Below are 21474 nucleotides of genomic sequence, written 5' to 3'. Positions count from 1 at the left end.
GTACCGGAACCGCCATGACCAAAGGCCCCATTCGACTCGATGTCGCCGTCAGCTACGCCCTGCCCCGTGCCGGGTTGCCGTCGGCGGTGAGTTTCCGCAGATGGGTGGCTGCGGCACTGAACGGCCGCATCCGCGAGGCCGACCTGGCCATCCGCGTGGTCGACGCCAAGGAGGGCCAGTCGCTGAACCGGCACTACCGCGGCAAGGACTACGCCACCAACGTACTCAGCTTCCCCGCCGAGCTGCCCGAGGGCCTGCCCAAGGGGGTCAAGTTCCCGCTGCTGGGCGACCTGGTGATCTGCGCGCCGGTGGTGGCCGCCGAAGCGAAGGAACAGGCCAAGGCGCTCAACGCCCACTACGCGCACCTGACCGTGCACGGGGTGCTGCACCTGCTGGGCTGGGACCACGAGGACGACAAGGAAGCCGAAGCCATGGAACAGCTGGAGCGCGAGATCCTGGCCGACCTCGGCATCGCCGACCCCTACGCCGGCGAGCGCTGAGCCGCCGCCCCTGACGGACGTTTCCTGCATGACCTTCGCACGCCCCGCCTGCCTGTGCCTGCTGGCCCTGTTTTCCACCCCTGCCATGGCCGCCGCCCCGACAACGGCCGCCCCAGCCGCCCCTGCCGCCGCGCCGCTGGACCTTGCCGCGCTGATCGAGTGCCGCCAGCGCGTGGCCGACTACGACGCGGTCGCCCCGGTCGTGGCCGACCCGCTCAAGGCAGTGGCCAACGGCATGCAGCCGCTGCCGCAGAACAACCAGTTCATGAGTGAGTACCGCCTGGCCACGCCGTTGACGGTGTTCGGCCAGCGCACCGAATACGTGGCGGTGTCCGGGGCCAGCATCATGGCGATCCTGGATGTGCCCGATCCCCGCCCGATGGCCAAGACCCTGGCCCTGGAAGACGGCGTGGACAACCCGGACAAGTTCATGGCCGGCCGTGAGGTGGTCAGCCGGGACGTGACCGATCCGCGCACCGGCGAACCGATGATCGAGTCGATCATCCTGAGCCTGTCCACGGTCAAGACCCACCCCGGCAAGACCCTGGCCGGCTGCACCTACAGCCTGGACCTGCCCGCCGAGGACGAAGTCCCGGCCGACACCCCGGCAGCGCCGGCCGGCGCCATGACCCCGTCCGTGAACACCCCGCCGGGCGGGCGCTGACAGCGGCCCGCATCCTGCTAGACTGGCGCCAACGCCCGGCTCGCCGGGTGCCTTTTTTGCAGAGATGTCTGAAGACGACAGTAGTGGCTCCGTTCCGGAGCAAAATGAGAAGAAGCGCAGCTGGCTTGAACGCCTGACGTCTGCCTTCTCCGGCGAACCCCACACCCGCGACGAGCTGGTGGCGGTACTGCACTCCGCGCACGAAGACGGCCTGATTGCCGCCGACACGCTGCGCATGATGGAGGGCGCGGTCTCGGTGGCGGAACTGACCGTGGGCGACGTGATGATCTCGCGTTCGCAGATGGTCTCGCTGCCGGTGGAAGCCCCCTTCCTTGAACTGATGAAGCAGGTGGTCGAATCCGGCCATTCGCGCTTCCCGGTGCACGGTGACAACAAGGACGACATCCTCGGCGTGCTGCTGGCCAAGGACCTGCTGCGCGGCGTGGTCGCCGACAACGGGCCGGCCAACGTGCGCGAGCTGCTGCGCCCGGCGGTGCTGATTCCCGAAGCCAAGAAGCTCAACGTGCTGCTCAAGGAATTCCGGCTCTCGCGCAACCACATGGCGATCGTGGTGGACGAGTACGGCGGTGTCGCCGGGCTGGTCACCATCGAGGACGTGCTGGAGCAGATCGTCGGCGAGATCGATGACGAGCATGATGAAGCCGAAGACCACACCGCGCAGATCGCGATCCAGGCCGACGGCCAGTACGTGGTCGACGCGCTGACCCCGATCGGGGATTTCAACGAGCGTTTCGGCGCCGCGTTCCCGGACGACGACTACGACACCATCGGTGGCCTGGTCACCGAGGCGATCGGGCACCTGCCCGAAACCGGCGACGAGCTGACCCTGGACCGCTTCGTGTTCCGGGTGGCGCGCGCCGATGCCCGCCGCGTGCAGGCGTTCCATGTGACCGTGCTGCCGCCCGACGCCATCATCGAGGATTGACCCACGCCATGCGGCCCCTGCTGACGCGGTGGCCGTTGTGCCGCCTGTTGTTCCTCCTGTTCCTGGCCAGTGTGTCCGGCCTGCCGCTGGTCGCACTGGCACAGGCAGCGCCTGGACCTTCGGCGGCCAGCGCCGCCGCGCCGCCCGCCGAAGCGCCGCCACCGCGCATCGGCATCGTGACCATGCAGCCGGGCAGCATCTTCTTCGAGCGCTTCGGGCATGACGCGATCGTGGTCGAGGACCCGGTTACCGGCGATGCCACCTCGTACAACTTCGGCTATTTCGACCCCAGCGAACCGGACTTCGTCGGCCGCTTCCTGCGCGGCGAGATGATGTATTACCTGGTGGCGCTGCCGCTGGACCAGGACCTCTCCTACTACCGCGACAGCGGCCGCGGCGCCAACCTGCAGTGGCTGGACCTCAGCCCGGAGCAGGCGCGTGCGCTTGCTGCGTCGCTGGCCGAGCGCGCCAAGCCGGAAAACGCGCGCTACCGCTACGACTACTACACCGCCAACTGCGCCACCATGGTGCGCGATGCGATCGATGGTGCGCTCGGCGGCGGGCTGCACTCGCAGCTGTCCGGCCGTTCGCGCGGCAACACCTACCGCAGCGAATCGGTGCGGCTGGCCTCGCCGGCCCCGTGGATGTGGCTGGGCTTCGACATCGGGCTCGGCCCGTTCGCCGACCAGCCGCTGTCGCGGTGGCAGGAAGCCTTCGTGCCGATGCGCCTGGCCGACGCGCTGCGCGAGGTGCGCAACAGCGACGGCCGCCCGCTGGTGCAGGAAGAGCTGGAGCTGCTGCCACACCGCATCGCCCCGGAACCGGCTGAATCCGCGCGCCGCTGGTGGCCGTGGCTGCTGTGCGGGCTGGTGCTGGCTGCCGGCGTGCTGGCCCTGCGCCGCCGCCGGCGCCTGCTGGCCGCGCTGGCCCTGCCGCTGTGGCTGTTCTGCGGGATTGCCGGCGTCCTGCTGGCCTACCTGTGGGGCTTCAGCGCGCACCACGCCGCCTGGGCCAACCGCAACCTGCTGCAGCTCTCGCCGCTGTGCCTGCTGCTGCTTCCCGGCGCGGTGACGCTGCTGCGCGCACGCGTGCCCGGCGCCTGGTTCCGCTGCACCTTGTGGGCGGTTGCCCTGCTCTCCCTGCTCGGCCTGGTACTGCACTGGCTGACCCTGCAGGCGCAGGTGAACCTGCAGTGGATCGTGCTGCTCTTGCCGCTGCACGTGGCGCTGGCCTGGACGCTCGGCCGTCGTGACCCAGCTGTCACGCATCGCTGACGCAGGATATCGCTCATGGAACACGCCGCCGCCTCCAACCCGACCTGTGTCATCAACTGCGTTCACTACGACGACCAGGGCAAGCGACACGACATCGCGCTGGATGCGATCAGCGATGTGATCGCCAGCAAGAACGGTTTTGTGTGGGTGGGCCTTTACGACCCGGCCGACGCGGTGCTGCTCAAGCTGCAGGAGGAATTCTGCCTGCACGACCTGGCCATAGACGATGCACGCAACGCCCACCAGCGGCCCAAGGTAGAGGCCTACGGCAATTCCCTGTTCGTGGTGGTGACCACCGCGCAACGCGTGCAGGACCGCATCGAGTATGGCGAAACACACGCTTTCCTCGGCCCGCGCTTCCTGGTGACCGTGCGCCACGGCGCATCGCTGTCCTACGCCCCGGTCCGCGCCCGGGTGGAACGCGAACCGCAGTTGCTGACCATGGGCGCCTCCTACTGCCTGTATGCCGTGCTGGACTTCGTGGTCGACAACTACCTGCCGATCACCACCGACTTCCGCGACACGCTGGATTCGCTGGAGAAGGACATCTTCGCCGACAGTTACAAACGCACCACGGTGGTACGCCTTTACGAGCTCAAGCGCGAACTCAACAAGATGCGGATGGCGGTCGCACCGCTGCAGGACGTGCTGGCGCAGCTGCGCCGCTATCCCGGCGAGCTGATCCCCGACGAAGTGAAGCTGTACATCCGCGACGTGCACGACCACGCCGTGCGCATCAGTGATGTGATCGACACCCTGCGCGAGATGCTGGGTACGGCACTGAGCGTGAACCTGTCGCTGGTAACCCTGGCCCAGGGCGAGACGGTCAAGCGCCTCGGTGCGTGGGCGGCGCTGCTGGCCGCCCCGACCCTGATCACCAGCTGGTACGGCATGAACTTCACCCACATGCCCGAGCTGGACAAGCCGTGGGCCTACCCCGCGATGATCGTCGGGGTGGGTGCGGTGTGCGTCGGGTTGTATCGGCTGTTCAAGCGCGCCCGTTGGCTGTAACGCGTATCGACCAACGGTCGATACCTACCGCGTGGACCGGCAGGTGGCGGCCGTTGGTGGTCAACCGCATCAGGCCACGTAAACGGTTTTGATGTTCATGAACTCGTGGATGCCGTGGTCGGCCAGTTCGCGACCAAAGCCCGAGCGCTTGCTGCCGCCGAACGGCAACCGGACATCGCTTTTGACGATGGCGTTGACGAATGCCGCGCCGCATTCCAGCCGCTTGGCGATGGCCTCGCCGCGTACCGGATCTCCACTCCACACGCTTCCGCCCAGCCCGAAGGTGGTGTCGTTGGCCACCCGCAGCGCATCGGCGTCGTCGCGCACGCGCAGGATCGCCGCCACCGGCCCGAACAGTTCCTCGTCGTAGGCCGGCATGCCCGGTTCCACATTGTCGAGGATGGTCGCCGGGTAACCCGCATGGGTGCCGGCCACCGGCTCGCCGCCCAGCAGTACCCTGGCCCCCTTCTCCACGCTCGCCTGGACCTGCTTGTGCAGCTCCTCGCGCAGGTCGGCACGTGCCATCGGCGCCAGCGTGGTCTTCTCGTCCTGTGGATCGCCGTACACACGCGCTGCGGCCGCTGCGACGAACTTCTCCACGAACGCGTCGGCAATCGCATCGACCACGATGAAGCGCTTGGCGGCGATGCAGGTCTGCCCGCTGTTGTCGAAGCGCGACTTCACCGCAGCGGCAACCGTCTTGTCCAGGTCCGCATCGTCCAGCACCACGAACGCATCGCTGCCGCCCAGCTCCATCACGCACTTCTTGAGCTGGTCGCCGGCGTTGGACGCGATCGAGCGCCCCGCCCGCTCGCTGCCGGTCAGGGTGACCGCCTTGACCCGCTTGTCGCGCAGCACCTCGGCGGCCTGGTCGTTGTCGATGTGCAGCACATCGAACACGCCCTCGGGCAAGCCGCCGTCGCGGCACACCGCCAGGATCAGGTCGGCGCACTGCGGCACGTTGCTGGCATGCTTGAGCAGGGCCACGTTGCCGGCCATGAACGCCGGCGCCAGGAAGCGGAACACCTGCCAGATCGGGAAGTTCCACGGCATCACCGCGAACACGCAGCCGATCGGTTCATAGCGCACGTAGCTGCGCTGGGCTTCGGTGTCGATCAGCTGCGGCTTGAGGTAATCGGCGGCGTGGTCGGCGTAGTACTCGCAGGCCTGCGCGCACTTCTCCACCTCGGCCAGCGCCTCGCCCTTGAGCTTGCCCATCTCGGTGGTCATCGCCTGCTGGATGTCGTCCCTGCGCGCGCGCAGCTGGCCGGCGATGGCACGCAGGATGGCGCCGCGCTCCTGCAGCGAACGGGCCGACCACGTCGGGAAGGCCGCCGCGGCGGCGGCCAGCCGCTGCTCGATCCCGGCGGCGTCCAGCAGCTCGTGGCGGTAAGTCACACGGCCCGTGGCGGGGTTGACGATTTCGACGGTCATCGCGGTGCTCCGAAAGACAGGCACCCATTCTGCGCCCGGCCCCGTGAGCCGGGTGTTGTGTCAGCCCTTTTCCTGCAGCGCCATCTGCATGTCGCGCTGCCGGCGCTTCTCGCTGCGCGAGGTAATGAACCACCCCGCCACCGCCGCGATCGACACCGCCAGCACCATCAACGTGGCCAAGGCGTTGATCTCCGGCTTGATGCCCATCCGCACCGAAGCGAACACCTTCATCGGGAGCGTGGTCGAATTCGGCCCCGCGACGAAGCTGGCGATCACCACGTCATCCAGCGACAGGGTGAAGGCCAGCAGCCAGCCGGCCACCAGCGCCGGGGCGATGATCGGCAGGGTGATCTGGAAGAACACCTTCAGCCGGCTCGCGCCCAGGTCCATGGCCGCCTCTTCCAGCGAGCGGTCCAGCTCCTGCAGCCGCGAGGACACAATCACGGTCACGAAGGACAGCGTGAACGTGACATGCGCGATCCAGATGCTGCCCACGCCTCGGCTGGGGAAGCCGGGAATGCCACCCATCGCCACCAGCAGCGTCATCAGCGAGAAGCCCAGGATCACTTCGGGCATCACCAGCGGCGCGGTGATCAGGGCGCCGAACACGGTCTTGCCCGGGAAGCGCTTGAAGCGGGTCATCACCATCGCGGCCATGGTGCCCAGCACGGTCGCCGCGCTGGCGGTCCAGAACGCCACCTTCAGGCTGATCCACAGTGCATCCAGGATCTGCCGATTGTTGAACAGCTCGCCGTACCAGCGCGTGGAGAAGCCCGACCACACCGTGGCCAGCTTGGATGCGTTGAACGAATAGATCATCAGCAGCAGGATCGGCAGGTACAGGAAGGCAAAGCCCAGCCCCAGGACCGTCCAGCCGAGCCAGCGGCTGCGGCGCACCATGCTCATGTCAGCTTCCCTTCCAGCTCACGCTGCTGCACCCGGTTGAACAGCAGGATCGGCACCAGCAGCAGGGCCAACATCACGATTGCCACCGCCGAGGCGGTCGGCCAGTCCCGGTTGTTGAAGAACTCGCCCCACAGCACCCGGCCGATCATCAGCGTATCCGGCCCGCCCAGCATTTCCGGGATCACGAATTCGCCCACGGCGGGAATCATCACCAGCATGCAGCCGGCGATGATGCCGGTGCGCGACAGCGGCAGGGTGATGCGCAGGAACGCCTGCCACGGCTTGGCACCGAGGTCGTAGGCGGCCTCCAGCAGGCGGTTGTCCAGCTTCACCAGGTTGGCGTACAGCGGCAGCACCATGAACGGCAGGTAGCAGTACACGATGCCGATGTAGGCGGCGGTCGGGGTGTACAGGATCTGCAGCGGTGCATCGATGACCCCGATCTTCAGCAGCAGCTGGTTGAGCAGGCCGTTGCGGTCGAGGATGCCGATCCACGCATACACCCGGATCAGGAACGAGGTCCACGACGGCAGCACCACCAGCATCATCGCCACGTTGCGCGCGGCCGGGCTCATCCGCGAGATCACATATGCCATCGGGTAACCGATCAGCAGCGTGAACAGCGTGGCGATCACCGCGATCCTGATCGAGCTCAGGTAGGCGAGCACGTACTGGCTGTCCTTGACCATGGCCGCGTAGTTGCCCAGGTTGAGCTTGAGCGAGAACGCACCGTCCACGTATTCCAGCAGCCACGTATACGGCGGCGAGCCGACCTGGGTGCGCGCGAACGAGATCATCAGGATGATCACGAACGGCACCGCGAAGAACAGCAGCAGCCACAGGTACGGCGCGGCGATCACGCCGCTGCGCGTGCCGGGGAGCCAGCGCTTCCAGCCGGTGGCGTTCATGCGGTGAGCACCACGCCGTCGTTGTCGCGCCAGTGCACCCAGACGCTGTCGCCCCAGGTCAGGCCATCGCTGGCCCAACGCTGCGAGTTGGCGAAATTGGACAGCACCTTGGCCCCGCTGGGCAGGCGCACGTGGTACACCGAATGACTGCCGAAGTAGGCGATCTCCTCGATCACGCCCTGCGCCTTGTTGGTGTCGCCGGCCGGTTCGTCCTTGCCGATCATCACCTTCTCCGGGCGCAGCGCGAACGCCACCGGCTGCCCTTCGTAGCCGGTGATGCCGTGCGCCACGTAGATGGGCGCCGGGAACAGCGGCGTGCGCACGGTGACGTACTCGGGCAGGTCCTCGTCGATCACCCCGTCGAACAGGTTGACCGAGCCGATGAAGCCGGCCACGAAGCGGTTGGCCGGCTGTTCGTAGATCTCGTCCGGCTTGCCGACCTGCTGGATCCAGCCGGCATCCATGACCGCAATGCGGGTGGCCATGGTCATCGCTTCTTCCTGGTCGTGGGTGACCATCACGCAGGTCACCCCCGAGGTTTCGATGATGTTGACCAGCTCGATCTGCATCTGCGAGCGCAGCTTCTTGTCCAGCGCGCCCATCGGCTCGTCCAGCAGCAGCAGCTTGGGCCCCTTGGCCAGCGACCGCGCCAGCGCCACGCGCTGCTGCTGGCCGCCGGACAGCTGGTGCGGCTTGCGCTTGGCCAGCTTCTCCAGCTGCACCAGCTCCAGCATCTCGCCGACCCGGCGGCGGATGGCATCGCGGGCCAGGCCATCCTGCTTGAGGCCGAAGGCAATGTTCTGCTCCACGCTCATGTGCGGGAACAGGGCATAGGACTGGAACATCATGTTGATCGGGCGCTGGTACGGGGGCAGCGCGTTGATGCGCTGGCCGTCCAGGTCGATGGTGCCGGCGGTCGGGGTCTCGAACCCGCCCAGGCAGCGCAGCAGGGTCGATTTGCCGCTGCCTGAGCCGCCCAGCAGGGCAAAGATCTCGCCTTTGCGCACGTCCAGGCTGACGTCGTCGAGTGCGACGAAGCCGTCGAATTCCTTGCGCAGCGCGCGGATGGACAGATAGCCCGGCTCCAGCGCCGGGGCGACCTCGCCTTCCGGCTTGGCTTCGAATGACATGGGCAGCGGCTCCAGGAGCGGCGTCAGGACGGGGGACGGCCCATTTTAGCGACCGTTGGCGACAGCGGGGATACCGGATCGTGGCGGTTGGGCCCAGCCGGGCCATTGGTCTCAGGAAGAACCCTAATAAGCGTGCCGCCGAGGCGACGTGAACGCCCTGCCTTTGTCGCGTCCACCCGGTACAGACGCGACGGTGTCGAAGTGCCCCTTGACATGCCTGGCCCATTCCCGCGAAAGCGGCAGCTGAAAACGCCTGAACGCTTGTCGTTCCCGGTCTTCCGAAACGGGAGTTCGGCCGGTTCCTTGATGGCGTGCACACCTTCCAACACGCGTGAACTACAGGCAAGTGACGCGTCACATTCCCCGTGACATCGCGTTGACCTCCCGACGGTGGGAGCGCGATACCTCCACGAACGCCGAACGCGCACATCACAAGGAGTTACCCATGCAAGCCATCCCCGACGCACGGCCCTATGACGCAGTTGTCATTGGAGCAGGACACTCCGGCCTGTCGCTCAGCGCCTTGCTGGTGGAGGCAGGCGTGCGTCATCTGGTTCTGGAAGCGGAAACCATCGGCTCCAGCTGGACGCGGCGGTGGGATTCCTTCCGCCTCAACACGCCCAATTTCCTGACCGCCCTGCCCGGCTACCAGTACGACGGCGCGGATCCCACGGGTTTTGCCACCGCGCCCGAAGTGATCGACATGCTGACCAACTATGCGCGTCGGCGGCGGCTGCCTGTCGTCGAGGGATGCACCGTGCATCGGGTATTTGCGGCAGGCGACGGCTACCGCGTCATCGCCAGCGACGGCACGCTCGAAGCACGCTGCGTGGTCGTGGCCAGCGGGGAGTACCGCCGCCCGCGCTGGCCGCGGGCGTTCTTCTCCCCTTCCTCTGAACTGGAGGTTGTCCACTCCGGCGACTACCGGCGGCCCCAGCAGCTCGGCCCGGGCGCCGTGCTTGTGATCGGCGGTGGCCAGTCCGGCGCACAGATCGCCCAGGACCTTCGTACTGCAGGGCGCGAGGTGTACTGGTCCATGGCCGATCGCTTCTCGCACATCCGCCGGGTACGCGGCAGGGATTCCATGCACTGGTGGGACATGCAGGGGCTGCTGCACCGGCACGTAAGCGAGCGGCCGGACGTGGTGGCGGGGGTGCCGGGCGCGATGCAGAAGGCAAGAACGGCGGAGTTCCCCTTGGTATCTGGAACCGGCACGCTGGGCATGGGCAGCTCCATCAGCCTGCTGTCGATGCAGCGCGACGGCATTGTGCTGCTCGGCAGGCTGGAGCACCTGGAAGGCCACATCGCCCACTTCCGCGATGCGCGCCCGCAGATCCGCGAGGCCGTGGCGGGCACCCGCGCCGAGTACAAGCACCTCAACGACATGGCCGATGCGCACTATGCATCCACCACAGAGACACCGACCGACGACGCCCGCTATCTGCCCGAAGAGGTCTACCTGGACTGGGAGCCGGACGCCTCACCACGCTGCATCCGGCTGGACGCCGCAGGTATCGGCACGATCCTGGCCGCGACAGGTTTCGACGCACAGTGGCCATGGCTCGAAGTGCCGGGCGTGCTCGACCCGAATGGCTACCCACTGGGTGATTACGGCGTCTCCCCGCAGCCGGGACTGTTCTTCATCGGCATGTACAACCTGCAGCGACCGAGCTCGAACTTCCTGTGCAATGGTGGGCGGGATGCAGCCGAGTTGATGCCTTGCATCCTGCGCCACCTTGCTGCTGTGTCCTCGCACAACGCCGTTGCATGAAAAAGGCCGCCGATCTTCACCGGCGGCCCCTCTTTCCATCGTTCGAAACGCGTCGCTTCAGCGACCCGTCTTCACCTCTGTCCACAACCGGGTGTACAGCTTGTCCACATCCGGCGGATTGATCGAGTAGGTGAACATCTTCGCGGCCACGTCGGCCGGCGGGTAGATGGTCGGGTCGTTGCGGATCGCTTCGTCCACCAGCGGCGTGGCCGCGCTCACCGGGTTGGCGTAGTGGATGAAGTTGGTGTTGGCCGCGGCGACCTTCGGGTCCAGCAGGTAGTTGATGAAGGCGTAGGCCGCTTCCGGGTGCTTGGCATCCTTCGGAATGGCCAGCATGTCGAACCACTGCGGCGCGCCTTCCTTCGGGATCGAATAGGCTACGGTCACGCCGTTGGCCGCTTCGGCGGCGCGGTCGCGGGCCTGGATGATGTCACCCGACCAGCCCACCACCAGGCAGGTGCCGCCGTTGGCCAGCGAGCCCACGTACTGCGAGGAATGGAAGTTCTGCACATACGGGCGAATGGTCTTGAGCAGGTCGGCCGCCTTCTGGATCACCGCCGGGTCATGACTGTGCGGGTCTTCGCCCAGGTAATGCAGCGCGATCGGAATCATGTCGGCCGGGGTATCGAGGATCGTGATCCCGCAGTCCTTCATCTTTGCGATGTTTTCCGGCTTGAAGATCAGGTCCCAGCTGTTGGCGATTTCGGTGCTGCCGCCGAAACGCTCCTTGAGCATCTCCACGTTGTAGCCGATGCCGGTGGTGCCGATCATGTACGGCACACCGTACTTGTTGTCCGGATCCTGCTGCGCGATGCGCTTCATCATCTCCGGGTCGAGATTGGCCAGGTTCGGGATCTTGCTCTTGTCCAGCGGTAGGAACACGCCGGCCTGGATCTGCCGGCCGAAGAAGTTCAGCGTCGGCACCACCACGTCATAGCCGCTGCCACCGGCGAGCAGCTTGGTCTCGACCATCTCGTCGCTGTCGAACACGTCGTAGGTCACCTTGGTGCCGGTGGCTTTTTCGAAGTTCGGGATGGTGTCTTCGGCGATGTAATCGCTGTAGTTGTAGACGTTCAGCACCTTGCTGTCTTCCTGCTTGGCGCCGCCACAGGCGCTGAGCATCGAAACGGCAATGCCGAGGGTGAGGATTCGCAGCTTCATCGGACTCTCCACAGGTCAGGTGCAAGGCGGGGGAACCGGCCGGACCGGCATGACGGTGCCAGCCTAACGGGCAGCCGGGTATTTTCCCAGCACATGGCGCTCACGGCCATGCCTGATCGGGCGGCTGGGCCGCTTACACATTCAGCAGCAGGAACTCCCGCTCCCAGGAGCTGATCACCCGGAAGAAGGTCTCGTACTCCTTGCGCTTGACCGACACATACGCCCGGCAGAACCGCTCGCCGAGCATCTCGCGCAGCTCGGGGCAGCGCTCCAGGCCGTCCAGCGCCTCGCCCAGCGAGCGCGGCAGGTCGTAGCCCAGCTCCTTGGCGCTGCCACTGATCGGCGCGGTCGGCGAGCCCTGCTCGCGGATGCCCAGCAGGCCGGCGGCCAGGGTGGCGGCGATCGCCAGGTAGGGATTGGCGTCGGAACCGGCAAAACGGCTTTCCACGCGCATGTTTTCCGGGGTGTCCATCGGCACCCGCAGCCCGCAGGTGCGGTTGTCGAAGCCCCAGTGCACGTTGCTGGGGGAGACCTCGCCGAATACCAGCCGCCGGTAGGAATTCACATTCGGGGCAAAGAAGGCCATCGCTGCCGGCACGTACTTCTGCAGGCCGGCCAGGTAGTGGCCGAACAGCGGGCTGAACTCCTCCCCGCCGTTGTCCCCACTGAACACGTTGTGGCCGTCGCTGACCCGCACCAAGCTCTGGTGGATGTGCATGGCACTGCCCGGCTCGGTTTCCATCGGCTTGGCCAGGAAGGTGGCGTACACCCCATGGCGCATGGCTGATTCGCGCATGGTGCGCTTGAACAGGAACACCTGGTCGGCCAGGTCCATCGCGTTGGCGTGGGTGAAGTTGACCTCCAGCTGCGCTGCGCCGGATTCGTGGATGAGCGTGTCCACGTCCAGCTTCATCGCGTCGCAGTAGTCGTACATCAGGTCGAGGATCGGATCGAATTCGTTGACAGCATCGATCGAGTACGACTGCCGCGCCGTTTCCGGGCGGCCCGAGCGGCCGGCGGGCGGCAGCAGCGGAAAGTCCGGGTCGGTGTTCTTCTGCACCAGGAAGAATTCCAGCTCCGGCGCCACCACCGGGCGCAGGCCCAGTTCGGCATAGGCATCGAGCACCCGGCGCAGCACGTTGCGTGGCGCCAGCTCATGCGGCTCGCCGTGCTTGGTGTAGCAGTCGTGGATGACCTGCGCGGTGGGGTCGGTGGCCCACGGCACCATGCGCACGGTGTCCGGGTCCGGGCGCAGGATCATGTCCGAGTCCGACGGCGAGGTCAGTTCGTAGTAATCGTCCGGAAACTCGCCGGTGACGGTGGTGGCGAAGATGCCCTCGGGCAGCCGGGTGCCGTAGTCATGCGAGAACTTGTCGGCCGGGATGATCTTGCCGCGCGCGTTGCCGGTGATGTCCGGCACCAGGCATTCCACTTCGGTGATGTGGCGATCCTTGAGCCAGCGCAGCAGCACACTCTCTTCGGCGGCCGGTTTGGCGGCGGCCTTGCGCGGGGGGGCCTTCCGCGACGGAGCGGCGGCCTTGCGCGAGGGAGACGGGGCTTTGCGCGAACGCGTTCGGGTGGTCATGACCGGTCTGCTGTGCTGGAGTAACGACGACAAGCTTCGCCGAAGGGCTGGAATGTACTGTGATAGTGCCACTGTACCCCCGCCGGAAGCCGCCGTCACAGCGGGCGCACCTGCCCTCGACACGGGTTGCTGGCATGCTGGGCGCATGAGCGAGCCCCCGATGAGCCTGGCCGGACAGGCGCACGCACCGAGCTGGTATGCCGACAGCGTGCCCGACGCGCCACTGCGCGCGCCGCTGCGGGGCGACCATGCTACCGACGTGTGCGTACTGGGCGCGGGCTATACCGGCCTGTCGGCCGCGCTCTCGTTGGCCGAACGCGGCTACCGGGTGACCGTGCTCGAGGCGCACCGGGTCGGCTGGGGTGCCTCGGGCCGTAATGGCGGCCAGGCGATTGTCGGCTACGGCTGCGAGGTGGATACGCTGGAGCGGCTGGTCGGCAATGCCGATGCGCGACGCCTGTTCGACTTCTCCCGCGAGGGCATGGCCCTGCTCCGCAATCGCCTGAGCCACTACGCGATCCAGTGCGACTGGCGCGATGGCCACGCCAGCGTGCCAATCAACGCGCGCCAGGAGCGTGCGCTGCGCGCAGGCATGGACACGCTGGTGGAGCGCTACGACTACCCGCTGCAGTGGTGGGACCGGCAGCAGCTGCGCAGCCAGCTTGACAGCCCGCGCTATCGCAGCGCGATGTTCGATGCGGCCAGCGGCCACCTGCATCCGCTCGCCTATGCGCTGGGGCTCGCCCGCGTGGCCGAGGGCTTGGGCGTGGTGATCCATGAGGCCAGCCCTGTCCTGGAACTGGTGCGCGGGGACCGCCCGCAGCTGCGTACCGCCCACGGCACCGTCACCGCCAACCAGGTGGTCATCGCCGGCAACGCGTGGCTGCAGGGCATCGCACCGGAGCTGGAGAGCCGGATCATGCCGGTGGGTACCTATATCGGCGCCAGCGCCCCGCTGGGCGAGGAACGGGCCCGGGCGCTGATCCGCAATGACATGGCCGTGGCCGACGTCAGCTGGGCGCTGGATTACTTCAAGCTGAGTACTGACCACCGGTTGCTGTTCGGCGGCCGCGCCAGCTATTCCGCATTGCCGCCACCGAACCTGCGCGGGGTGATGACCAGACGCATGCACCAGGTGTTCCCGCAGCTGGCCGACGTGGGCATGGAGCAGGTCTGGGGCGGCTACGTGGACATCACCCGCAACCGCGCCCCGCATTGGGGCCGGCTCACACCCAACGTGTACTTCGCGCAGGGTTTCTCCGGCCATGGCGTCGCCGCGACGGGATTGGCCGGCGCAGTGATTGCCGCAGCCATTGCCGGACAGAACGAACGATTGGATGTGTTCGAGCGCATTCCGCATGCACGCTTCCCCGGTGGAAAGCTGCTGCGCACGCCGCTGCTGGTGGCCGCCATGTCCTGGTACAAACTGCGGGATGTGTTGGGCTGAACGTTGCGCGTTGATGCGCAGCGCTCAACTCAGGGCCGCTTGGGGGCCGGCGGCGGGTTCGGCGGAACTTTTCGTTGGGTGCTGCGAGCCGCCGGATCTGCATCCTCGGTCCGCTGTCGCCGGGAGGCCGGCAGAGGCGGATTGGATCCTTTACGTAGAAATGCCATGTTCGACTCCTTTACCAAGCATCACTTCGACCCACCTGACATCGGTCGCGTGAATGATTATGCCATCCAGATCACGCAGCTCTACTGTGTTTCCATCGTCATCGATCCATGCGGGATCCTGAATATAGAACTGGCCATTGGATGGATTCAGAGGCCATTCTTTTGGCCAACCAATGAGCCGCCTGCCGTCGATAAGGTGCAGCACAATGTCTGTGGGATTCGATCCCAGTACGCAGTACCACTCGCTTGAATGTGAGGTGCGCGAGGTCAACCCCTTTCCTCTCAGCCAGGAATGAAACGTGTCTCTGTTGACGGCGGCGGCCATCAGCGCGCCCAAGACTGTCGCCATCAACACCGAGCAGCTGAGATGACTTGCCGATGTCCAGTCTCCGACGGTGAACATCCGGCCAACCCCTTCCAGCAGGACCTGAACCATCCCGGTTGCTGCATGGACCACAAAGGTGAAGACCAATGCTTCCACGGTCCTTTCGAACTGACTGGGTTTGGGATGAGACGTGAATCCATAGAAGATCGATGCGGAAAGGAAGCCCGGCAGCAGGAACTTGAGTAGCGGGGTCACTTCCTTGTAGAGGTTGTCCATGCGTTGCGGACCAGAGTTTCGAGCACAGAGGAATCGTAAGCGGCGGAAGCATCCCCGTACGTGCATCAGCTCTCATTCCAGTCGGGTAGCGATTGTTTCTTCCTACGGATTGGCCCGGCGGAGTCGGGAGGGCTGCCACGCAGGGTATGGCGCTACGGTCCGGGACCTCCGGATCCGGGCGTTGCAGCCCCGGTTCCGGACATTGCGGTCACAGATCGGGAGATTGGGCCTAAAGTCCGGCGTGAAGACGCCGATACACCTTCCGACCCTCTCGGATTCGAGCGTACGCAACATGCCGGCACTGTTTCAGGGCGCCTTCCCCAGCGACCCCGGTGATGACCTCCCCCAGCGGATCCTGCTGGTGGAGAACTCGCGCACGTTCACCAGCATGCTCAAGGAAGCCATCGAGCAGCGGCTGGAGCTGCCGGTGTCGGTGGCGACCTCGCTGGCCGAGGCCGGGCGCCTGCTGGATGAGGAACAGGGCTGGTTCCTGGTGCTGACCGGGCTGGTGCTGGCCGATGGCGACCGCGACAAGGTGGTGGAGTACTTCCTGTCGCGCGGGTTGCGTACGGTGGTGGTCAGCGGGGTGTACGACGAGGACCTTCGCAAGCGCGTACTGCAGCAGCAGATCATTGACTACGTGCTCAAGAACACTCCCGGCAGCATCGACTACCTGGTGTGGCTGGTGCAGCGCCTGGACCGCAACCGGCGCATCGCCGCGCTCGTGGTGGATGATTCGATGTCCGCGCGCATGTACGCCGCCTCGCTGCTGCGCATGTATGGCCACGACGTCTACGAGGCTGCCGACGGTGCCGAGGGCCTGAAGGCCATCGAGGCCCACCCGGCGATCCGGCTGGCGGTGGTCGACCAGGAAATGCCCGGCATGGAGGGCGTGGAATTCACCCGCCGGCTGCGTACCCTGCGCTCGCGCGACAAGGTGGCGGTGATCGGCATTTCCGGCAACACCGATCCCTCGCTGATTCCGCGCTTCCTGAAGAACGGCGCCAATGACTTCCTGCGCAAACCCTTCTCGCGCGAGGAGTTCTTCTGCCGCGTCTCGCAGAACGTGGACCAGCTGGAGCTGATCGGCACGCTGCAGGACCTGGCCACCCGCGATTTCCTCACCGGCCTGCCCAACCGCCGCTGCTTCCTGGAACAGAGCACGCGCCAACTGCCGAAGCTGCAGGTGCAGGGTGAGCAGGTGGCGGTGGCGATGATCGATATCGATCACTTCAAGCACATCAACGACACCCATGGTCATGAAGCCGGCGACGACGCCTTGCGGGCGGTGGCCGCGGCCGTCGCCGACCACGCACGCGACCAGGACCTGATCGCGCGCTTCGGTGGCGAAGAGTTCTGCCTGCTGGTACCGGGGCTGGAGGAAGACGAAGCCATCGGCTACTTCGAGATCCTGCGCCAGCGTATCGCCGCGCTTGAAGTGGATCTTGGTCACACCACGCTGCGGATGACGGTCAGCATCGGATTGTGCTGCATCCGCCCGCAGCACGATTCGCTGCACCGGCTGATTTCCGAAGCCGACCGCCAGCTGTATCTGGCCAAGGCCGGCGGCCGCAACCGCGTGTGCAGCACGCACGAAGCCACCGCCGCCCGGGAACCCGCGCTGGCGCCTTGATCCAGATCAACGCAGGTGCGCCCCGCCCTGCCTAGAGTCGTTCCCAGCGAACATCACAGGGAACGCAGCATGGCACTTCTGGTCTGGCAGGACGATCTGAACATCGGCATCGACGTCATCGACCACCAGCACATGCGGATCGTGGAGATGCTCAACCACCTGCACGTGGCGCAGACCAGCCTGCACAAGGTGGCCGTGGCCGAGGTGATCGACGAACTGGTGGACTACACCATGTCGCACTTCGCGTTCGAAGAAGAGCTGATGGAAGAAGCCGGCTACCCGTTCTGCGCCGCGCACAAGCGCGTGCACGAGATCTTCGGCAAGCGCGTGTCCGAGTACCGGCTGCGTTTCCAGGCCGGCGAGGACATCACCGACGAACTGCGCACGATGCTGTCGCGCTGGCTGTTCAACCACATCCGGGGCGATGACAAGGCCTACGCCGAATCGGTCAAGCAGCACCTGAACCAGTTCGCCCGCGACCACCAGCAGGGCAGCTGGCTGGGGCGCACGCTCAAGCGGATTTTCCGCTGAGCCGGGTTGGCCGGCCCATGGCCAGCAGCGCCAGGATGGTGATCACCGCAGTCAGGCACAGGTAGTAGCCCACCGCGACCAGACCGAAGCGGCCGGCCAGCCAGGTCGCCACGTACGGTGCCGGCGCCGCGCCGAGGATGCCGGCCAGGTTGAACGACAGCGAGGCGCCGGTATAGCGCACCTGGACCGGGTAGATTTCGGCCAGGAACGTGCCGCAGGGCCCGTAGGTCAGGCCCATCAGGAACAGGCCAAGCGCCAGGAACCCCACTGCCAGCCACGGACTGCCGGCCTGGAACAACGGCGCGAACAACACGCCGAAGCCGAGGATCAGGCCGCTGGCCACGATCATCGTGCGCCGGGTGCCCCAGCGGTCGCCGTACATCGCCGACAGCGGAATACCGGCGGCGAAGAACAGGATGCCCACCATCTGCAGCAGCAGGAACTGCTCGCGGCTGTAGTGCAGCACGGTAGTGCCATAGCCGAGGGTGAACACCGTCATCAGGTAGAACAGCACGAAGGTCGCGAACGCCCCCAGCGTGCCCAGCACCAGGGTGCGCGGGTGGTGGCGCAGCACCGTCCACATCGGCAGGCGCACGCGCTCGTTGCGGTCCAGTGCGGCCTGGAACTGCGGGGTCTCATGGATGTTCAGGCGCACCCACAGGCCTACCGCCACCAGCAGTGAGCTGGCCAGGAACGGCACGCGCCAGCCCCACTGCAGGAAGTCCGCATCGCTCATCGCGCGGCCCAGCAGCAGGAAGATGCCGGCCGAAAGCAGAAACCCGAGTGGCGCGCCCAGCTGCGGGAACATGCCGTACCAGGCCCGCTTGCCCGGTGGTGCGTTTTCCGTGGCCAGCAGTACCGCCCCACCCCACTCGCCGCCCAGGCCCAGGCCCTGGCCGAACCGGCACAGTGCCAGCAGCGCCGGCGCCAGGATGCCGATGCTGGCGTGCGTGGGCAGCAGGCCGATCGCCACGGTCGACACGCCCATGGTCAGCAGCGCAGCCACCAGCGTGGCCTTGCGCCCGATCCGGTCGCCGTAATGGCCGAATACCGCCGAGCCGACCGGGCGGGCGATGAACGCCACCGCGAAGGTCGCCAGCGACTGCAGCAGCGCGGCACCCTCACTGCTGTCGGGGAAGAACAGGTGCGGGAACACCAGCACCGCCGCCGTGGCGTAAATGTAGAAGTCGAAGAACTCGATGGTGGTGCCGATCAGGCTGGCCAGCAGGATGCGGCGGGGCGAATTGGCGGCGTTGGCAGCGGCAGGAGTCGACATCGTTCACGTGCGGGAAGATCAGCTGCCCGATTCTGCCACGTGACCGCCGCCCACCGTCGCGATGGTTGCACGCGAAACAACGAAACCAGCGGTAGCCCCGGCCGTTGGCCGGATCACGCTGTGCCGAACGAAACCAGCGGTAGCTCCGGCCGTTGGCCGGGCCAGGCGGTCCACAACGAAGCAACGACCCAGGCAGTAGAGTCGAGACCGTCCACATCCGCGGATCGAGCACAATGGGCCCCACCGGAACACCGCCATCCCCGCTGTCCCAACACGCACCCACGACCCTCGACGCCTGGTGGATGCCGTTCACCGCCAACCGCCAGTTCAAGGCCGCACCGCGCCTGCTGGTGCGTGCCGAAGGCATGTACTACCACGACGTGGACGACCGCCCGATCCTTGATGGCGCCGCCGGGCTGTGGTGCTGCAACGCCGGGCACGCACGGCCGCGGATCGTGCAGGCCATCCAGCAGCAGGCGGCTACGCTGGATTTCGCCCCGCCTTTCCAGATGGGCACGCCGCTGCCGTTCGTGCTGGCGCAGAGACTGGCCGCGCTCGCCCCCGGACCGCTGAACCATGCCTTCTTCACCAACTCCGGTTCCGAGGCGGTGGATACGGCGATGAAGATCGTGCTTGGCTACCACCGACTGCGCGGCGAAGGCCAGCGCACCCGTTTCATCGGGCGCGAGAAGGCCTACCACGGAGTCGGTTTCGGTGGGCTGTCGATCGGGGGCCTGCCCAACAACCGCAAAGGCTTCGGCCCGCTGCTGGCGGGCAGCGATTTCCTTCGCCACACCCTGGACCTGTCACGCAACGCCTTCACCCCCGGGTTGCCCCGCCACGGCGCCGAACTGGCAGAGGACCTGGAACGGCTGATCGCGCTGCATGATGCCTCCACCATCGCGGCGGTATTCGTCGAGCCCATTGCCGGTTCAGCCGGGGTGATCCTGCCGGCGCCGGGCTACCTGCAGCGCCTGCGCGAAATCTGCGACCAGCACGGCATCCTGCTGGTGTTCGACGAGGTCATCACCGGTTTCGGCCGGGTCGGCAACGCCTTTGCCGCGCAGCGCTTCGGGGTCACCCCGGACCTGCTGACGATGGCCAAGGGGCTGACCAACGGCGCGGTGCCGATGGGCGCGGTGATGGTATCCGATGCCATCCACGCCGCGTACATGAAGGGCCCGCCGGGGGCCATCGAGCTGTTCCACGGCTATACCTATTCCGGCCACCCGCTGGCCTGCGCTGCTGCGCTGGCGGCGCTGGACACGTACGCCGCCGAAGGCCTGTTTGATCGTGCCATCGAGCTGGGCGAATACTGGCAGACCCGCCTGCACAGCCTGCGCGGGCTGCCGAACGTGGTGGACATCCGCAATTTCGGGCTGATCGGTGCGGTGGAGCTGGCGCCGCGCAAGGGCGCGCCTGGCAGCCGGGGCTTTGAGGTATTCGAGCGCTGCTTCCGCGACGGGGCGCTGCTGGTGCGCTGTACCGGCGACGTGATCGCGCTGTCGCCGCCGCTGATCATCGACCGGGCGCAGATCGACCGGATCGTGGACGTGCTGGGCGAGATGATCCGCGCCACGGCGTGATGCCGGCGACCGGTACAATGGGCGGTCAACAGCTGCTCGCCAACCGGATTGCATGGACATCGTCGTCAAAGAAGAACTCAAGGCCTACATCGATCCGCTCACCGCCGACGAACACGAGGCGCTGGAGCGCAGCATCCTGGCCGAAGGCTGCCGCGACGCGCTGGTGCTGTGGAACGATGTATTGGTGGATGGGCACAACCGCTACGGCATCTGCCAGAAGCACGGCCTGCCGTTCCAGACGGTGCAGAACACCCGCTTCCAGTCAATGGACGACGTGCACCTGTGGATGATCGAACAGCACCTGGGCCGGCGCAGCGTGTCCGATTTCCAGCGCGGCGTGCTGGCCCTGCGCAAGCGGGACATCCTGGCCGAGCGCCACCGCGCCGACCAGGCCCAGCTGCAGCGCGAAAGCGACGGCGAGATCGCCGATGCCACGCCCGAGGGCGATGAGGACAGCCCGCCATGGGCGCCGGCGCCGAAGGTAAGCCGCGCCGACATGGCGCGCGAAGCCCGGCTGAGCAGCAGCCAGGTGACGATGATCGAACGCATCCACAAGCAGGCCGCGCCGGAACTGGTGGAAGCGGTCAAGAGCGGGGTGATCTCGATCAGCGCTGCGGCGGCCGTAGCGGCGCTGCCGGAAGAGGAACAGCGCGCGGCCGCGGCCGCCGGCAAGGACGAGCTGAAACAGGCCGCCAAGCGCGTGCGCGAGGCCAAGCGCAAGCCGCGCAAGCCGGTGCAGGAGGTGCTGCACAGCGCCGATGGCGAGCCGGAGGTCGATCCCAGCCGTGAGGCCGAGATCGCCGAGGCACTGGCCTCGCTGGGCGAAGGCCCGGCCGAGCTGCGCCAGCGTGTGATCGCGCTCACCCTCGAAAACGATGCGCTGCGTGCCCAGTTGGCGGCGCTTCGCCGACAGGTCGGCGACGTGGCGTAACCGTTCTGCCGG

Annotated in this window: 19 protein-coding genes; 11 read left to right on the top strand and 8 right to left on the bottom strand. The window is 66.6% G+C overall.

Features of this window, described 5'->3' with window-relative positions; translation table 11 throughout:
• Window positions 1–14 precede the first annotated feature (14 nt).
• The 5 genes from ybeY (at window position 15) to AC06E7_RS14255 (ending at window position 4395) form a co-directional block, all read left to right on the top strand.
• Window positions 15–500, top strand: coding sequence for an rRNA maturation RNase YbeY (gene ybeY / locus AC06E7_RS14275; RefSeq protein WP_478065132.1), 486 nt, complete (start codon window positions 15–17; stop codon window positions 498–500).
• Window positions 501–585: 85 nt separating this feature from the next.
• Window positions 586–1164, top strand: a complete 579-nt coding sequence (locus AC06E7_RS14270) for a hypothetical protein (protein WP_478065285.1) — start codon at window positions 586–588, stop codon at window positions 1162–1164.
• Between the two features lie 64 nt (window positions 1165–1228).
• Complete coding sequence (locus AC06E7_RS14265; protein ID WP_093533867.1) at window positions 1229–2110, top strand: HlyC/CorC family transporter; 882 nt, start codon at window positions 1229–1231, stop codon at window positions 2108–2110.
• A gap of 8 nt (window positions 2111–2118) precedes the next feature.
• Window positions 2119–3384 carry a lipoprotein N-acyltransferase Lnb domain-containing protein gene (locus tag AC06E7_RS14260; protein WP_478065131.1) on the top strand — a complete coding sequence of 422 codons (1266 nt, stop codon included), beginning with the start codon at window positions 2119–2121 and terminating at the stop codon, window positions 3382–3384.
• 15 nt (window positions 3385–3399) lie between these two features.
• Window positions 3400–4395 (top strand): magnesium and cobalt transport protein CorA, encoded by a 996-nt coding sequence (locus AC06E7_RS14255; RefSeq protein ID WP_068850648.1) that lies wholly within the window; start codon window positions 3400–3402, stop codon window positions 4393–4395.
• Between the two features lie 69 nt (window positions 4396–4464).
• Here AC06E7_RS14255 and AC06E7_RS14250 read toward each other — a convergent pair whose 3' ends face one another.
• From AC06E7_RS14250 to AC06E7_RS14235, 4 genes are read right to left on the bottom strand one after another with little or no spacing between them, the layout of a single operon-like run.
• Window positions 4465–5829 (bottom strand): NAD-dependent succinate-semialdehyde dehydrogenase, encoded by a 1365-nt coding sequence (locus AC06E7_RS14250; RefSeq protein ID WP_320459170.1) that lies wholly within the window; start codon window positions 5827–5829, stop codon window positions 4465–4467.
• Window positions 5830–5889: 60 nt separating this feature from the next.
• Entirely contained in the window at window positions 5890–6735 is an 846-nt protein-coding gene (locus tag AC06E7_RS14245; RefSeq protein ID WP_478065130.1) for an ABC transporter permease subunit, read from the bottom strand.
• Complete coding sequence (locus AC06E7_RS14240; RefSeq protein ID WP_068850639.1) at window positions 6732–7643, bottom strand: ABC transporter permease subunit; 912 nt, start codon at window positions 7641–7643, stop codon at window positions 6732–6734. Before AC06E7_RS14240 ends, AC06E7_RS14245 begins: the two co-directional genes overlap by 4 nt.
• Window positions 7640–8773 (bottom strand): ABC transporter ATP-binding protein, encoded by a 1134-nt coding sequence (locus AC06E7_RS14235; RefSeq protein ID WP_093533947.1) that lies wholly within the window; start codon window positions 8771–8773, stop codon window positions 7640–7642. The genes AC06E7_RS14240 and AC06E7_RS14235 overlap by 4 nt, the downstream gene beginning before the upstream one ends.
• Window positions 8774–9218: 445 nt before the next feature.
• Between AC06E7_RS14235 and AC06E7_RS14230 the strand changes: the two genes are divergently transcribed.
• A complete protein-coding gene (locus AC06E7_RS14230; RefSeq protein ID WP_478065129.1) occupies window positions 9219–10544 on the top strand; it encodes a flavin-containing monooxygenase in 1326 nt (441 codons plus the stop codon).
• Window positions 10545–10601: 57 nt separating this feature from the next.
• On the opposite strand, the gene AC06E7_RS14225 is transcribed toward AC06E7_RS14230, so the two are convergent.
• Both AC06E7_RS14225 and AC06E7_RS14220 read right to left on the bottom strand, forming a co-directional pair.
• Entirely contained in the window at window positions 10602–11705 is a 1104-nt protein-coding gene (locus AC06E7_RS14225) for a polyamine ABC transporter substrate-binding protein (RefSeq protein ID WP_095364005.1), read from the bottom strand.
• Window positions 11706–11838: 133 nt separating this feature from the next.
• Window positions 11839–13290 (bottom strand): glutamine synthetase family protein, encoded by a 1452-nt coding sequence (locus AC06E7_RS14220; protein WP_478065128.1) that lies wholly within the window; start codon window positions 13288–13290, stop codon window positions 11839–11841.
• Window positions 13291–13435: 145 nt separating this feature from the next.
• On the opposite strand from AC06E7_RS14220, the gene AC06E7_RS14215 reads away from it, so the two are divergent.
• On the top strand, window positions 13436–14737 hold the full coding sequence (locus tag AC06E7_RS14215; RefSeq protein ID WP_478065127.1) for an NAD(P)/FAD-dependent oxidoreductase: 1302 nt from the start codon (window positions 13436–13438) through the stop codon (window positions 14735–14737).
• 150 nt (window positions 14738–14887) lie between these two features.
• Here AC06E7_RS14215 and AC06E7_RS14210 read toward each other — a convergent pair whose 3' ends face one another.
• The gene (locus tag AC06E7_RS14210) at window positions 14888–15505 is read right to left on the bottom strand and encodes a DUF6338 family protein (protein WP_478065126.1); all 618 of its coding nucleotides are present in this window, start codon (window positions 15503–15505) and stop codon (window positions 14888–14890) included.
• A 292-nt stretch (window positions 15506–15797) separates the two neighbouring features.
• On the opposite strand from AC06E7_RS14210, the gene AC06E7_RS14205 reads away from it, so the two are divergent.
• Together AC06E7_RS14205 and AC06E7_RS14200 are read left to right on the top strand one after the other, a co-directional pair.
• Window positions 15798–17138 (top strand): diguanylate cyclase, encoded by a 1341-nt coding sequence (locus tag AC06E7_RS14205; RefSeq protein ID WP_093533883.1) that lies wholly within the window; start codon window positions 15798–15800, stop codon window positions 17136–17138.
• A gap of 69 nt (window positions 17139–17207) precedes the next feature.
• On the top strand, window positions 17208–17669 hold the full coding sequence (locus AC06E7_RS14200) for a bacteriohemerythrin (RefSeq protein WP_068850625.1): 462 nt from the start codon (window positions 17208–17210) through the stop codon (window positions 17667–17669).
• Here AC06E7_RS14200 and AC06E7_RS14195 read toward each other — a convergent pair.
• A complete protein-coding gene (locus AC06E7_RS14195; protein ID WP_478065125.1) occupies window positions 17650–18945 on the bottom strand; it encodes an MFS transporter in 1296 nt (431 codons plus the stop codon). The genes AC06E7_RS14200 and AC06E7_RS14195 overlap by 20 nt on opposite strands.
• A 233-nt stretch (window positions 18946–19178) precedes the next feature.
• Between AC06E7_RS14195 and aptA the strand changes: the two genes are divergently transcribed.
• Together aptA and AC06E7_RS14185 are read left to right on the top strand one after the other, a co-directional pair.
• Window positions 19179–20531: an omega-aminotransferase AptA gene (gene aptA / locus AC06E7_RS14190; RefSeq protein ID WP_478065124.1), complete on the top strand. Its 1353-nt coding sequence runs from the start codon at window positions 19179–19181 to the stop codon at window positions 20529–20531.
• Window positions 20532–20583: 52 nt separating this feature from the next.
• The gene (locus AC06E7_RS14185; protein WP_478065123.1) at window positions 20584–21462 is read left to right on the top strand and encodes a plasmid replication/partition related protein; all 879 of its coding nucleotides are present in this window, start codon (window positions 20584–20586) and stop codon (window positions 21460–21462) included.
• The last annotated feature ends 12 nt before the right edge of the window (window positions 21463–21474 follow it).

The organism is Stenotrophomonas sp. Steno-Z4, from assembly GCF_056393145.1.
The sequence above is the reverse complement of the archived record's forward strand: the minus strand, read 5'-3'. Positions and strand labels throughout refer to the sequence as shown.